We start from the raw sequence: 14,288 nt of genomic DNA, 5'->3' as shown, positions 1-14,288 counted from the left end.
ATTTGGTGAGTTTCGCTGGCTCCTGAGCCCCGGGCGGTGTCCTGGGGCCGGGGGAGTCGTTGCCCCGCGCCCCGCGCCCCGCGCCCCGCGCCCCGCGCCCCGCGCCCCGCGCCCCGCGCCCCGTGCCCCGCGCGCCCCGCCCGAGGACGAGCGCGCGGCGCGACGGACGGCTCACGCGCCCCGCGGGCCCCGCCGCTGGGGCAGCGTGACCACCGTGCCGTCCTCGGACCCCGCGGGCGGCAGGCCCGCGATCTGGCTCAGGAGGTCGCACCACGCCGCCAGGTGCGCCCCGGCGTCCGGCACGCCGCCCGCGCCCTCCCGCGGCGTCCAGGAGGCCCGGATCTCGATCTGGGACGCCGGGGGGCGCTCCGCGAGGCCGCCGAAGTAGTGCGAGCCCGCCCGCGTGACCGTGCCGCTGGGCTCGCCGCAGGCCAGGCCCCGCGCCTGGAGCGCGCCCACCAGCCACGACCAGCACACCTCGGGCAGCAGCGGGTCCGCCGCCATCTCCGGCTCCAACTCGGCCCGCACCAGCGTCACCAGACGGAACGTGCCCTTCCAGGCCTCGTGCCCGGCCGGGTCGTGCAGCAGCACCAGGCGCCCGTCCGCGAGGTCGTCCTCGCCGTCGACCACGGCCGCCTCCAGGGCGTACGCGTAGGGGGCCAGCCGCTGGGGCGGCCGTGCCGGGTCGATCTCGATCTGGGGGCGCAGCCGCGCCGCGCGCAGTGCGTCGACCGCGGCGCGGAACGGCGGCGGAGTCGTGTCCGCCGTCCTCCCCGGTGCCCCGTCCATCTCGCCGGTGCCGTCCGACCGTTGTCCCTGAGCCGCAGCCATGCGGGGAAGATTAAGGGGAACGGCGGCCTCGTGCAGGCTGACACCCTTGGGCACCCCTCTCGGGGTGCGCTGTCGCTGTCCCCGGGGGCGGGGTTCCGCCCGCGCGGCGGGCGCCTGTCGCGCTGCGCGCTCGTCCTCAATCGCCGGACGGGCTCTGTGCCGGGTGCGGCTTTTCTCCGTTGGGGGGCTCCGTGCGAGACTCTGGGCGTGACTGTCAACGACGGGGCCAGCGGCCAGCAGAACACAGCTACGTACGACTCGGCCTTCCTGAAGGCGTGCCGCCGTGAGGCCGTGCCGCATACGCCGGTGTGGTTCATGCGGCAGGCGGGGCGGTCGCTGCCGGAGTACCGGAAGGTGCGCGAGGGCACGGCCATGCTGGAGTCGTGCATGCGCCCGGACCTGGTCACGGAGATCACGCTGCAGCCGGTGCGCCGCCACGGCGTGGACGCCGCGATCTACTTCAGCGACATCGTCGTACCGCTGAAGGCCATCGGCGTCGACCTCGACATCAAGCCGGGCGTCGGGCCCGTCGTGGAGCGGCCGATCCGGTCGCGCGCCGACCTGGCGCAGCTCAGGGACCTGACGCCGGACGACGTCGCGTACGTCACCGAGGCCATCGGGATGCTGACCGGCGAGCTGGGCGCGACGCCGCTCATCGGATTCGCGGGGGCGCCTTTCACCCTCGCGAGCTACCTCGTGGAGGGCGGTCCGAGCCGCAACCACGAGCACACCAAGGCCATGATGTACGGCGATCCGCAGCTGTGGGCGGATCTGCTCGACCGGCTCGCGGAGATCACCGCCGCCTTCCTGAAGGTGCAGATCGAGGCGGGCGCGAGCGCCGTGCAGCTCTTCGACTCGTGGGTCGGCGCGCTCGCCCCGGCCGACTACCGGCGCTCGGTGATGCCCGCGTCGGCGAAGGTGTTCCAGGCCGTCGAGTCGTACGGGGTGCCGCGGATCCACTTCGGCGTGGGCACCGGCGAGCTGCTCGGCCTGCTCGGCGAGGCCGGTGCGGACGTGGTGGGCGTCGACTGGCGGGTGCCGCTGGACGAGGCGGCCCGCCGGGTCGGCCCCGGCAAGGCCCTCCAGGGCAACCTGGACCCGGCGGTGCTGTTCTCCAGCACGGAGGCGGTGCGGGAGAAGACCGACGAGGTGCTCGCCGCCGCCGCGGGGCTCGAGGGGCACGTGTTCAACCTGGGCCACGGCGTGCTGCCCTCGACGGACCCCGACGCGCTGACCCGCCTCGTGGAGTACGTCCACACCCGCACCGCCCGCTAGACGGCACAGCCCACCGGCGGCCGCGTCCACGGGTTGGGGCCCGCGCCCGGCACCGCGCAGTGCACCCCCGCGCCCCGGCGCGCCGCCGTGCGGGCGGCGAGCGCGGTCAGGGCGGGCGGCACCCCGTACACCAGGTGGCAGAACTGGTCGGGGGAGTGCCGGGCCGTCCACGCGGGGGCGCTGAACGAGCGCAGGTACGTCGCCCAGTGCCCCTCGAACGTGACCAGCAGGTCGGCGGCGCGGGCGTAGCCGGGCGCCGGGTGCGTGCCCGGGTTGAGGACGACCGGCGCGGCGCCCCGGCCGCGCGCGCAGCGCACCAGGCGGCGGCAGTGCCGCAGCTCGCGGCGGCCGGACGCGACCCGGTCCAGGAAGCAGCCGTCGACCCGGTACCAGTCGCGGTGCCGGTCCAGGTCGGCCGCGACCTCGTGGGCCGCGCGCCGCCCGTACGCCGTGTCGACGTACCCGAGCAGCGGCACCCCGGCCGCGCGCAGGGCGCCCGCGACCGCGGTGAACGCCGGGTCGGGGGCCGTGCCCGGTCCGTCGGCGGCGTTGAGGACCACGCCGTACAGGTCGGGCGCGGCGGCCACCAGCGCCCGCCAGGCCGCGGGGTCCACGGCCGGGTGGACGTACAGCGGCACGAGCAGCGACCTCATGCCCGGTCCGCGGTGACGGGGCGGCCCGCGCCGTCCGCCGCCCACAGCGCGCCGACCGCGTCGGCCAGGCCGTGCTCGGGCGCCCAGCCGAGCGCCCGGGCGGCGGCGGTGACGTCGGCGCACTGCCAGGACACCGCCGTGGACCGGCCGACCCCGGTCAGGGACTCCTCGATCCGCCCCTGGAAGCGGGCCGCGCGCACCAGGCCCGCCACCAGGTCGCGCACCGGCACGGCCCGCCCGCTGCCCACGTTCAGCAGCGGCGGCAGCGGACCCGCGGCGGTCACCGCGAGCGCCACCGCGCGGGCGACGTCGCGTACGTCGACGAAGTCCCGGTGCGCGGACAGGTCGCCCACCTGGATGGTGCCGTGCGGCGACCGGGCCGTGGCGCGGCGCAGTTCGGCGGTGAGGCGGCCCGGCAGCCCCGCGCGGGGGGCGCCGGGGCCGACGGGGTTGGTCACGCGCAGGACGACGGCGTCCAGACCGGAGGCCGTGACGGCGAGGGTGCCCGCCAGCTTGGTGGCGCCGTACGGGGCGACCGGAGCGGCGGGGGCGGCCTCGCCGGTGCGCTTGCCGTGCGCGGTGGGCCCGTACTCGGCGGCCGAGCCCAGGTGCACCAGGCGGGCCGCGGGCGCCGCCTCGCCCAGTGCCGCGCACAGGGCGGCGGGGCCGCGGGCGTTGACCTCGGCCAGGGCCAGCGGGTCGCCGCCGACCGCGCCCGCGCAGTTGACGACGGCGTCGGGCGCGGCCCGCGCGAGCAGCTCGGCGAGCGCGCGGACGGGGGTGGTCGCCAGGTCGCACCGCAGGTCGGCGTGGGGGTCCCGACCTGCGGTGAGCAGCCGTGCGCCGGGCAGGGCGCGCAGCCCGCCCGTGATGTGCCCGCCCAGGTATCCACTGGCTCCGAGGACCAGGACGCGCACGTCAGGCCCCCTTGAGCAGCAGGGCGCGATGGCTGGTGAACTCGGCGTTGGCGCGGTCGTAGTCGTCCGGGCGGCCGATGTCCAGCCAGTAGCCGTCGAACTCGTAGGCGTGCGGCGGGTTGTGGGACTTCAGCAGGTCGATGACGAGTTCGTCGAAGCCGAGCGGCAGGCCCGCCGTGTAGGGGGCGAGGGTGGCGCGGGAGACGCCGTAGACGCCCATGGAGACGCGGTAGTCCACGCTCGGCTTCTCGGTGAAGGCGACCACGCGCCGGTCCTCGGTGGTGAGCACGCCGAAGTCGATGTGCACCTCGCGCGGGTAGGTGGCGATGGTCAGCGGCGCGTTCGACTCCTGGTGGCGGCGGAGCACGTCCGCGTAGTCCAGGTCGGTGAGGACGTCGCCGTTCATCACGAGGAACCGCTCGGGCAGGTGGTCCCGCATCGTCAGGAGCGGGCCCATGGTGCCCAGCGGGCTGTCCTCCTGGGCGTAGGCGACGCTCAGGCCCCAGCGGGAGCCGTCGCCGACGTAGGCGCGGATGATGTGGCCGAGGTGGCCGATGGCGATGGTGCAGCTGGTGAACCCGGCCGCCGCGAGCTGGCGCAGGACGATCTCCAGGATCGCGTACTGGTCGCCGATGGGCACCAGCGGCTTGGGCAGCGCGGTGGTGTACGGGCGGAGCCTGACGCCCTTGCCTCCGGCGAGTATCACTGCGTGCATGGCGGAACTCCCTTGGATGTGGGGGATGTGGTGGGCCGTCAGATGTGTCAGATGTTGTAGACGCCGGTCTTGTAGCGGGCCAGGTGGGCGGGGTCGCGGAAGAAGTCGGCGGTGCGGGCGAGGCCGTGCTCCAGGTCGTGCTCCGGGGCCCAGCCGGTGGCCTCGCGCAGCCGGGTGGCGTCGGCGACCAGGCGCATCACCTCGGAGTTCGGCGGCCGCAGCCGCCGGGGGTCGGCGCGCACGTCGAGGTCGGCGGCCATGACCTTGCCGATGAGCCGCACCAGGTCGCCGATGGAGATCTCGGTTCCGGTCCCGGCGTTGAAGGTGCGGCCGACCACCGCGCGCGCGGGCGCGGTGCCGACGGCGAGGAAGGCGCGCGCGGTGTCCTCGACGTAGGTGAAGTCCCGGGTGGGGCGCAGGTCGCCGAGCGTGATCTGCCGTGACCCGGCGGCGACCTGGCCGATGACGGTGGGGATGACGGCGCGCATCGACTGGCGCGGGCCGAAGGTGTTGAACGGCCGCAGCGTCACCACCGGGGTGCCGAAGCTCGCGTGGTAGCTGTCGGCGAGCCGGTCCGCGCCCGCCTTCGAAGCGGCGTACGGGGACTGGGTGTTGATGGGGTGGTCCTCGGTGATCGGCACGGTCCGGGCGGTGCCGTAGGTCTCGCTGGTGGAGGTGTGCACCAGGCGCGGGGTCTCCGCGTGGCGCACGGCCTCCAGGACGTTGAGGGTGCCGGTGACGTTCGTGTCGACGTAGGAGTGCGGCGCCTGGTACGAGTACGGGATCGCGATGAGCGCGGCCAGGTGGTAGACGGCGTCGGCGTCGGCGACCAGGGTGCGCACCGAGCCCTGGTCGCGGACGTCGCCGAGCTGGACCTCGACCTCGGCGAGCACGTCGGCGGGCAGCGCCTCCAGCCAGCCGTACGACGAGAAGGAGTTGTACTGGACCATCGCGCGCACATGATGGCCCGAGGCCACCAGCGCCTCGGTGAGGTGGGAGCCGATGAACCCTTCGGCGCCGGTGACGGCGGCGAGCGGAGCGGACGTCATGGGGTCTCCTCCAGGGGTGACGGGTCGGGGGTGGGAGGTTCCGGGCGGGGGCCGGGCCCGGGTGGCGCGGGTCAGGCGTGGGCGGTGGGCTTGCCCAAGTGGTGCACGGCGGTGCCGGTCAGGGCGAGCGCGGCGGCGGTACAGGCCACCAGGCGCGCCGTCGCCGGGGACAGCGGGGAGAGCCGCGGCAGGGCGGTGACCGCGGCCGCCGCGGCCAGGCACACGGAGGCCGAGGGCCAGGCCACGCCGAAGGCCTGGAGCAGCAGCGCGGTCCAGAACACGGCGCCGAGGGCGAGGAGTTCGGCGGGCCCGGTGTCGAGCAGCGGCAGGCCCGCGGCGACCGACGCCAGGTACGCCGCCCCGCACACCCCGAGCGCGCGGGCCGCCCGCAGCCGGAATCCGAGCGGTGTCGCGGAGGCGCGCAGCGCGGCCACGGCCAGGCCCCGGTAGCGGTACAGCAGCCACTCGGCGGGGCCCATGCTCAGCGTCAGGACGATCACGGCGTACGGGTCGCGCTGCCCCGCGGCCGTCGCGAGGACCCCGGCGGCGAGCCCGAACAGGCCGTACGGCAGCGACCGCGCCAGGCGCGGGGCCGCCCCCGGCACCGGCTCGGCGCGCAGGGCGGCGCGCAGCGCGAGCCCGGCCGCGCCCGCCGTCAGCAGCACGGTCAGCAGCGGCAGGCCGAGGCGCAGCACCGTCGGCGGCCCCCACCACGGCAGCGGGGCCGCGCCCGCCGCCACCGGCAGCAGCGCGCCGCCGAGCCACCACTCACGGCCCAGCACCAGCAGCACCGCGGCCGCCGCCAGGTAGCAGGACTGGCCGACGGCGAACACGGCGGCCGGGGACGGCCCGGCCACGGCGAACCCCGCCGCGCTGGCGAGGCCCACGCCGAGCGGCGCGCCGCGCAGCAGCGCCAGGCCCGCCTCGCGGCGGCCCGCGGCGAGCCGGACGTACGCGCGGTGGCTGAGCCCCTGCGACCAGGCCCATGACACCAGCGCGGCGGCGACCAGGCCGTGCAGGGCCGCCGCGCCCCGCCAGACGTCGCCCCCGGCGAGCAGGTACGCCGCCCCCGGCAGGGCGAACAGCAGCCCGCGCAGCCCGCAGCGCAGATGGTCGGGCCGCCACGGGTCGCGCTCGGGCGCCGCCGGTTCGGGGTGGCCGCGCGGCACGCGCTCGTAGAGGGCGTCGGCCAGCGAGAACAGGTCGGGGTGCCCGTACTCGTCCTGGACGCGGTCCCCGGTCATCCCCTGCGACTCCAACAGCGCCGCCACCTCGTACGGGTGCACGGCGGCCCCGATGTCGTCGGCCAGTTCGGCGGCGAGGCGGTCCACGGGGTCGTCGGGGCGGGCGGGGCGCAGACAGGCGCGGCGGGGCGCGGACGCGGCGGGGGCGTGCGCGGGCGCCGGGGTGGCGGGGTCCTTCGGCGGGGCGGTGGGGGGCGGGCCGGGGCAGGCCCGGAGGGCCGGGCGGCGCGCCGGGACGTCGCCGCCCCGGGCGCTCGCGGGTCGGCGGGGGAGTCCGTCGCCGTCGTCCTCGGGCGGCGTCAGGGCGATGGGCCCGCTCATCGGCGGGCCTCGCCTTCGCGGGCGGGGCGGGGCGCTGGGGGGAGGGAGGTCATCCGGCGGCCTCGCTTTCGGGGGTGAGGTGGGGGGTGGGGTCCGGGGCGGGGCGGTCCTGGCGGGGCTTCGCGGGGGCGGGGCGGCCCGGGGCCGGGGGCGCGTGGGGGCCCGCGGCGGACGGGGTGCGGTGGGCCGGGGGTGAGGGCGTGCGGCGGACCGGGGGTGTGGGCGTGCGGTGGGCCGGGGTTGAGGGCGGGCGGTGGATCGCGCCTGTGGGTGTGGCGCGGGCCGCGGCCAGCTCGCCGTAGATGCCGCGGAACGCCTCCACCGTCTGCCGCAGCGTGAACTGCTCGATGACGCGCAGCCGGGCCGCCTCGCCCATCGCCGCGCGCCGCTCGGGCGCCGAGAGCAGGTCGACGGCCGCGTCGGCCATGGCCGCCGGGTCGCGCGGCGGCACCACCAGGCCGGTCGGGCCCACCGCCTCGCGCACGCCTCCGACGTCCGTGGACACGGTGGCCCGACCGCACGACATCGCCTCGATCAGCGTGAACGGGAAGCCCTCGCTGATGCTGGACAGCATCACGACGCTGCCCGCCGCGTAGGCGTCCTTGATGTGCTCGACGCGGCCCTCGAAGACCACCGCGTCCCCGTGGCCGAGCGACGCGGCCAGCGCCTCGCAGCGCTCCCGGTAGGCCTCGCCGCCGCGCGGGGTGCCGCCGAACAGCCGCAGCCTGGCCTCCGGAACCTTCTCCCTGACCAGCGCGAAGGCCCGGATCAGCGTCTCCAGGTCCTTGATCGGGTCGACGCGCCCGGCCCAGCTGAGGGTCGGGGTGTCCGGCTCGGGGCCCGCGGGCGGGAACGCCTCCGGGTCCACGCCGTTGTAGACGGTGCGGATCAGCGCCGGGTCGGCGCCGCCGCGCTCCTCCCAGAGCCGGTTGTAGCGGTTGCCCGGCGTGATCAGGGCCGCCGCGCGGTACGTCTCCTCGGCGAGCAGCCGGTAGAACCCGAGCAGCACCGCCTTGACCGGCCACCGGTACGGGCCCGTGCGGTAGCCGAGGTAGCGCTCCCGCAGGTACACGCCGTGCTCGGTCAACAGCAGCGGTACGCCGTGGAGTTGACGGGCGATCAGTCCGGTCATGGCGGCGATGCCGCCGCTCACGGCGTGCGCCACGCCCCGCTCGGGCGGCGGCACCGCGAGCGGGCGCAGCGCGTGTTCCAGCAGGCTGGTGGCGGTGACCGCGTCGTGCAGGGTGGGCCGGGCCGCGGCCACCGCGAGGCCCGGCGCCCGCCACACCGAGGCGAGCACGGCCACCGCCCGGTCGCCGCACAGGGTCGGCGACAGCGCCCCCGCGCGGGCGTGCCGGGCCAGTTCGTACAGGGCCGGACCGAACCCGGCCTCCGCGGCGGGATCGACCAGCGCGGTCAGGAACTCCTCGTACGCCGCGAGGAGTTCCCGCCGAGTACGGCCCCGGGGCGCGCGGCCGCCCGGGGGTGGGCCCCACATGGGGACGCACACGGGTTCCGCCACGTGCGGGGGCAGCCGCCACGTCAGGGGTTCGCAGCCCGTCCCGGTGACCGCCACGATCCGGAAGTCGACGTCCGGCATGCCGCGGACGAGCTGGTCGCACCAGACGCTGACCCCGCCGTGGCTGTGCGGATAGGTGCCCTCGGTCAGCAGGGTGACCCGGGGCGGGGGCGCCTCGCCCGGCGCGGGGGCGGAGGCGGGTGCGGGTGTGGGCATGGGTGGGCGCCTGTCGTGGGTGTGCTCGCCGTCGGCGGGTGCGGGTCGCCGGGGTGCGGTCCGGCGTCGGGGTGCGGCCCAGGCGGCTGAGCGCGGCCCCGGCGGCCCGTGGGGGGTGAACGTGCCGTTCCCGGCGGGCTGGTGGGCCCGCGGGAGCGGCTGGTGGTTCAGCGGGCGGTCGTGACCGGCAGGCCCCGTGGGGGTGTGCCGTCGGTGCCCGGGGGCAGGTAGCGGGCGGCGCCCGGGGGCACCGGGAGGTGCTTGGCGGGTCCGGCCTCGGGCGCGGTGTCCCTGGACGGGGGGCTCGCCGGGGGCGGTTCGGGCAGCGTGAGCGTGACCTGTTCCTGGAGCGGGCCGGGGAGACCCAGCCGGACGCCCTGCCCGCGTAGGGGGAGCCGAACTCCGCGCTGCCGTCGGCGAGTCGCTGCCGGGTCCCGGTGGGCATGGTGGCGGTCGCGGCGACGTCCCGCGGCGCCTGGAGCGTCACCTCGTTCCCGATCCGGTACGCGGTGACCCGCCCCGCGTCGAGGGCCGCGTCCCACGCCGCCCGGGAGCGCAGCTCGGCGCCGATGTCCGCCATGCGCGGGCTCTCCAGCGGCGCGGACGGCGCGAACAGCGCCTCGTAGTCGTCGAGCACCCGGTCCAGGACCGGGTAGGCGATGCGGTCCTCCGCCAGGTTCGACTGGTGCAGGAAGTGCGGCCGCGGGTCGCCGGACAGGACGTGGCCGAGGGCGATCCCGGTCTCCACGGGCACGATGTGGTCCTCGTACCCGGTCTCGTCGTCCAGCGGCTCGTCCAGGCAGGTGGAGACCGGCGAGTCCTCGCAGAGCCCGCTGCCGCCGTCGGACCTGCGGGTGTAGATCCAGTTGTACTCGTCGACCTGCTCGTGGACCTGGCCCGCGTTGTAGAACACGTTCATCGGGAAGCGCGGCACGGTCAGGGCGGGGCCGACCCGGCGCTGGGCGGGCTCGCGGGAGTTGTCCGAGCCGAGCCAGCGGGCGCCGTAGTCGTCGAGGGCCGGGGCCAGGTGGGGGTTGTCGTCGGGCTGCTGCGGCAGCACCCGCAGGCCCGAGTGCTCGCCGGTGACCACCTCGCCGTCGTCCAGCGGCAGTTGGGCGTTCCGGCCCCAGGAGCGGTTGTCGGCGAGCTGGGCGTGGATCTCGGCGCGGGGCACGTACTTGGTGCTGCCGTCCGGGTTCTTCGCGCAGGTCCAGGGCACCTGCGAGGTGTCCTGCACACAGCCGAGGAAGGTGTGCTCCCAGGTGTGGTTGAGCCAGCGGTACGCGCCGCGGTCGGCGATGAGCCGGTCCGCGAGCGGGTCCTCGCCGTCGTTCTCCTCGCGGTGCAGCTCGCTGCCCGCGCCGTTGTACGCCAGGTCCAGGGGCAGGCCCCGGCGCGTGGACCACTCGGCGGCGTGCGTGGCGTCCTCGGGGGTCATCCGGATGCCGTCCTGCTCGCCCTGGCCGGGCGGGCAGTCCACGTCGCCGGGCGTGCAGTTCAGCTCGGTGTCCCAGCGGTCGTCGGAGCCGAACACGTCGTCCACGTGCACGCTGAAGTGCTGGCGCGCGGAGCCGAGCCGCACGCCCTGCGTCATCCAGTCGACGATGCCGCGGGCGAGCAGCGCGAACTGCCGCTGCTGCCGGTTGTAGACGAACGTGACGACCAGCTCGCGGCGCCCGTCGTGCCGGTACTCGCCGACCAGCGAGCCGCGCTCGGAGCCGCCGGGGATCCGGGCGTCCACGTACGGGGTGAAGTCGGCGCCCGGTGCCGGCGTGGCGAGGTAGCCGTAACTCTCGTTCGCCTTGGGGGTGTTGTCCTCGAACGGCACCTGCCCGTCGAGGTACGCGAACGGGCCCGCCCGGCCCGCGGCCGTGACCCGGGCGGGGGTGCCGTCGAGCGGCCCGCTGAACCGCGGGGTCGTCAGGCCCGCCTGGGGGCGCGCGTAGGTGTAGGCGTCCACCTGCCCGATGCCGTACGTCCGCTCGTAGGCGGCGAGCGCGGCCGGTTCCGGCGAGCCCGCGCCGAACGGGTCGTCGTTCGGCAGCACGACGGCCTGGAACCTCGCCCGCGGCCTGCCGTCGACGGTGTCCGCGAGGAATCCCGCGTCGATCGTCGGACGGTCGCTGTCACGCAGGTCGACGGTGGTGTACGGGGTTCCCTGGGCGTCGAGTTCAGCGGCGATCGCGGCGGTCGCGGGGCCGCCGTCGGTCACCACCAGGACGCGCAGGTCGATGCGGGGCTGCTCCGCCGCCGTGGCTGTCGCTGGCGGGGCGGGCAGGGAGAGCGCGAGAAGCAGAGCACCGGCTCCGAGAGCCGCCGCCCGTGCGGTGCGATTCATGTGGTTGGGTCCCCTCCGCGGTCGGATCGTGGCGGTGGTGCCTCCGCCGGACCCGCCCCCCAGCGGTCCGTCCGCACCGTGTGTGTCCGTACCGCTCTTACGGGTCACATGGTGCGTCCTGCCTGGGATTCCTGCGCCGGTTCCGGAATTTCTGGCGGAAAAGAAGGGGCAGCCAGGGAGCTGGTGCGGGGCGGGGGCCCTGGGGGTGGTGAGGTGCTGTGGAACTGGTGGTTCCGGAAGTCGGGCGGGGGTGCGTGGCCGCTCAACGGGGTCGGGTTGCCTCGTCGGCGTAGTGGGTGCGCTTTACAGGTAGCGGGTGTGCGCCGGGCGCGTGCGCGCGGCAGCGCGGGGTTGGGGGTGCCCCGGCAATTGGCCTTCCCTGACCCCTCGGGTACCGGCCGGGCCTTCTCTCCCCCACCCGCCCGCCCTTCCTTCGCGCTGCCGCGCGTGTCCTCAATCGCCGGACGGGCTTTCCCCACCCGCCCGCCCTTCCTTCGCGCTGCCGCGCTTGCCCTCAGACGCCGGGCGGGCTGGGGGGCCGCCAGAATCAAGCCCGTCCGGCGTTTGAGGACGAGCGCGTAGCGCGATGATTCAGCCCGTCCGGCGTTTGAGGACCAGGCCGGAGGCCGACGGGTGGGGGTCCAGGGGGCGGAGCCCCTTGGTTTCGGGAAGGGGCGGGGTGGGGGACAGCCGCGCTTACGCGCCCGCCTCGCGTACCGCCGCCGTCGCCTTGCGCGCGGCGACCAGCACCGGATCCCACACGGGAGAGAACGGCGGCGCGTAGCCGAGGTCGAGCGCGGTCATCCGCTCCACGGTCATCCCGGCCGTCAAGGCCACCGCCGCGACGTCGACCCGCTTCGCCGCCCCCTCCCGCCCCACGATCTGGACGCCGAGCAGCCGCCCCGTACGCCGCTCCGCCAGCATCTTCACCGTCATCAGGCCCGCCCCCGGGTAGTACCCGGCCCGGCTGGTGGACTCGATCGTCGCCGTCACATACCGCAGGCCCGCCGCCCGCGCGTCCTTCTCGCGCAGCCCCGTACGCGCGATCTCCAGGTCGCACACCTTGCTCACGGCCGTCCCCACGACACCGGGGAACGTGGCGTAACCGCCGCCCACGTTCGACCCGATGACCTGCCCGTGCTTGTTCGCGTGCGTGCCGAGCGCGATGTGCCGCTCGCGGCCCGACACCAGGTCGAGGACCTCCACGCAGTCGCCGCCCGCCCAGATCGCCCCGTCCGCGACGGGCCCCCGTACCCGCATGGACAGGTCCGTGAGCAGCCCGCCGTGCTCGCCGAGCGGCAGGCCCGCCGCCCGCGCCAGCTCCGTCTCGGGGCGCACGCCGAGGCCGAGCACCACCACGTCCGCCGGGTACTCGGCGGCCTCCGTGGCCACGGCCCGCACCCGCCCGTCCTCACCGGTGAGGACCTTGGTGACCTCGGCGTCGTTCACCATCGTGATGCCCATGCCGGTCATGGCGTCCCCGACGAGGCGGCCCATGTCCGGGTCGAGCGTGGACATGGGCTGCTCGCCGCGGTTGACGACCGTCACCTCGTAGCCGCGGTTCAACAGCGCCTCGGCCATCTCCACGCCGATGTAGCCCGCGCCGACCACCACCGCCCGCCGCCCCCGCGTCCGCTCCAGCATGTCGAGGAGGGCCTGGCCGTCGTCGAGGGTCTGCACCCCGTGCACGCCCGGCGCGTCGATGCCCGGCAGCGGCGGCCGCACCGGGCGCGCGCCGGTGGCGATCACGAGCTTGTCGTACTCCGTCCAGGTCTCCGCGGCCTGCGCGCCCGCGGCCAGGTCACGGGAGCGCACCCGCCGCCGCGCCGGGTCGATCTCCACGACCTCCGTTCGCATCCGCACATCGATGGCGCGCTCGCGGTGCTCGTCCGGCGTCCGCGCGATCAGGTCGTCCCGCTCGGACACCTCGCCCCCGACCCAGTACGGGATGCCGCACGCCGAGAACGACGTGAACGTCCCCCGCTCGAAGGCGACGATCTCCAACTCCTGCGGCGCCTTGAGCCTGCGCGCCTGCGACGCCGCGGACATCCCCGCGGCGTCGCCTCCGATGACCACCAGTCGTTCCGTCATGGCCTCACGCTACGACGTCGTGCGCGCCCCGCCTCACGAGGCGTCCGGCGTCCTCGGCCACCGCGGGCGGACCACCCGCAGCCACACCAGGACCAGCACCGCCGCGCCCACCACGAACGGCAGGGCCGCGCCCAGGGCCACCGCGCCCCAGCGCAGCACCGTCACGAACGCGCCCCAGCCGCCCGCGAGCGCGTCCACGAACGTCGGGTCGTCGTCGTCCGCGCCGTCGTCCGCGCCCGCCGAAGGCGACTCGGTGAGCGTCAGGGTGATCGTGGCCAGCGTCGTGCGGTCCTTGAGGGAGGCCCGCCGCGCGAGCAGCGACTCCAGGTCCGCCTGACGGGTGCTCAACTGCTCCTCCAGGGACACGATGTCGCTGATCCTCGTGGCCCGGCCGAGCAGCGCCCGCACCCGCGCCACGCTCGCCCGCTGCGTCCGCACCCGGCTCTCGACGTCCACCACCTGCTCGGTGACGTCCTCCGCGTCGGCCGTGCGCCGCACGAGGCGCCCGGTGCCCTCCAGGTCGGTCAGGACCCGCTGGTAACGGTCCTGCGGCACCCGCAGCACCAGACGCGAGCGCTCCCGGCCGTGCCCGTCGCGGTCCGTGGTCTCGGCGCCGACCAGGCCGCCCGCCTCCTGCGCCGCCGTCCGGGCCCGCTCGACGGCGGGCGGCACGTCCTTGACGCGCACCGTGAGCGAGGCGGTGCGGATGAGGTGCGTGCCGTCGGGCACGGCCTGCGCGTCCGCCTTCCCGCGCGCCTTCGCGTCCGCCGCCCGGCCCGCCTTCCCGCCCGCGCCGTCCGCCCCCCGGTCCCGCTCACCCGCCGCGTCCGCCTGGTCGCCCCGCTGGGCCCGCGGCCCGGCGTGCCCGCCCGCGCCCGCGTCCGCGACCGCCTCCTTCCGCGCCCCGCCGCCCGCCGCCTTGCCACTGTCGCCGCCCCCGTCGTCCCCGCCGCCACCGCACCCCGCGAGGGCCAGCGCCCCCGCGAGCAGCACGGCGGCCAGCGCCCGCGCCGACCCGCGCCGCCGCGCCCCTCCCGTAGCGCCCGTCCCCGCCGTGGCGTCCGTACGTCCCGTAGTCCTGGCCCCGCGCATCGCCGTACCCCCGAGCATCGTGATGAC

The 14,288-nt window shown here is 76.3% G+C and carries 10 protein-coding genes and 1 pseudogene; 1 reads left to right on the top strand and 10 read right to left on the bottom strand.

The window, feature by feature from the left end; genetic code table 11:
* Positions 1 to 171 precede the first annotated feature (171 nt).
* Complete coding sequence (locus ACOBQU_RS09100; protein WP_423625645.1) at positions 172 to 831, bottom strand: DUF3000 domain-containing protein; 660 nt, start codon at positions 829 to 831, stop codon at positions 172 to 174.
* A 207-nt stretch (positions 832 to 1,038) separates the two neighbouring features.
* Between ACOBQU_RS09100 and hemE the strand changes: the two genes are divergently transcribed.
* On the top strand, positions 1,039 to 2,106 hold the full coding sequence (gene hemE / locus ACOBQU_RS09095; RefSeq protein WP_423625643.1) for a uroporphyrinogen decarboxylase: 1,068 nt from the start codon (positions 1,039 to 1,041) through the stop codon (positions 2,104 to 2,106).
* Here hemE and ACOBQU_RS09090 read toward each other — a convergent pair.
* From ACOBQU_RS09090 to ACOBQU_RS09050, 9 genes and pseudogenes are all read right to left on the bottom strand, one after another.
* Positions 2,103 to 2,759, bottom strand: a complete 657-nt coding sequence (locus tag ACOBQU_RS09090; RefSeq protein ID WP_423625641.1) for a spherulation-specific family 4 protein — start codon at positions 2,757 to 2,759, stop codon at positions 2,103 to 2,105. The genes hemE and ACOBQU_RS09090 overlap by 4 nt on opposite strands.
* Positions 2,756 to 3,676 (bottom strand): NAD-dependent epimerase/dehydratase family protein, encoded by a 921-nt coding sequence (locus ACOBQU_RS09085; protein ID WP_423625639.1) that lies wholly within the window; start codon positions 3,674 to 3,676, stop codon positions 2,756 to 2,758. The genes ACOBQU_RS09090 and ACOBQU_RS09085 overlap by 4 nt, the downstream gene beginning before the upstream one ends.
* A 1-nt stretch (position 3,677) precedes the next feature.
* Positions 3,678 to 4,391, bottom strand: coding sequence for a nucleotidyltransferase family protein (locus ACOBQU_RS09080; RefSeq protein ID WP_423625637.1), 714 nt, complete (start codon positions 4,389 to 4,391; stop codon positions 3,678 to 3,680).
* A gap of 47 nt (positions 4,392 to 4,438) precedes the next feature.
* Positions 4,439 to 5,440, bottom strand: a complete 1,002-nt coding sequence (locus ACOBQU_RS09075; protein WP_423625635.1) for an SDR family NAD(P)-dependent oxidoreductase — start codon at positions 5,438 to 5,440, stop codon at positions 4,439 to 4,441.
* Positions 5,441 to 5,511: 71 nt separating this feature from the next.
* Entirely contained in the window at positions 5,512 to 7,005 is a 1,494-nt protein-coding gene (locus ACOBQU_RS09070; RefSeq protein WP_423625634.1) for a hypothetical protein, read from the bottom strand.
* Between the two features lie 49 nt (positions 7,006 to 7,054).
* Complete coding sequence (gene pelF / locus ACOBQU_RS09065) at positions 7,055 to 8,740, bottom strand: GT4 family glycosyltransferase PelF (protein WP_423625632.1); 1,686 nt, start codon at positions 8,738 to 8,740, stop codon at positions 7,055 to 7,057.
* Between the two features lie 167 nt (positions 8,741 to 8,907).
* Positions 8,908 to 11,078: pseudogene (locus ACOBQU_RS09060) on the bottom strand (hypothetical protein).
* Between the two features lie 696 nt (positions 11,079 to 11,774).
* A complete protein-coding gene (locus ACOBQU_RS09055) occupies positions 11,775 to 13,169 on the bottom strand; it encodes an FAD-dependent oxidoreductase (RefSeq protein WP_423625630.1) in 1,395 nt (464 codons plus the stop codon).
* Positions 13,170 to 13,202: 33 nt separating this feature from the next.
* Positions 13,203 to 14,279, bottom strand: a complete 1,077-nt coding sequence (locus ACOBQU_RS09050) for a DUF4349 domain-containing protein (RefSeq protein ID WP_423625628.1) — start codon at positions 14,277 to 14,279, stop codon at positions 13,203 to 13,205.
* Positions 14,280 to 14,288 lie beyond the last annotated feature (9 nt).

The organism is Streptomyces sp. G45 (assembly GCF_049542095.1).
GTDB lineage: Bacteria > Actinomycetota > Actinomycetes > Streptomycetales > Streptomycetaceae > Streptomyces.
This window is presented reverse-complemented; position numbering and strand designations above follow the sequence as displayed.

Bases quoted from the DNA above. Each gene is read 5' to 3' on its own strand.
- ACOBQU_RS09100 (WP_423625645.1), bottom strand. From the start codon at position 831: ATGGCTGCGGCTCAGGGACAACGGTCGGACGGCACCGGCGAGATGGAC.
- ACOBQU_RS09090 (WP_423625641.1), bottom strand. From the start codon at position 2,759: ATGAGGTCGCTGCTCGTGCCGCTGTACGTCCACCCGGCCGTGGACCCC.
- ACOBQU_RS09080 (WP_423625637.1), bottom strand. From the start codon at position 4,391: ATGCACGCAGTGATACTCGCCGGAGGCAAGGGCGTCAGGCTCCGCCCG.
- ACOBQU_RS09075 (WP_423625635.1), bottom strand. From the start codon at position 5,440: ATGACGTCCGCTCCGCTCGCCGCCGTCACCGGCGCCGAAGGGTTCATC.
- ACOBQU_RS09070 (WP_423625634.1), bottom strand. From the start codon at position 7,005: ATGAGCGGGCCCATCGCCCTGACGCCGCCCGAGGACGACGGCGACGGA.
- pelF (WP_423625632.1), bottom strand. From the start codon at position 8,740: ATGCCCACACCCGCACCCGCCTCCGCCCCCGCGCCGGGCGAGGCGCCC.
- ACOBQU_RS09055 (WP_423625630.1), bottom strand. From the start codon at position 13,169: ATGACGGAACGACTGGTGGTCATCGGAGGCGACGCCGCGGGGATGTCC.
- ACOBQU_RS09050 (WP_423625628.1), bottom strand. From the start codon at position 14,279: ATGCTCGGGGGTACGGCGATGCGCGGGGCCAGGACTACGGGACGTACG.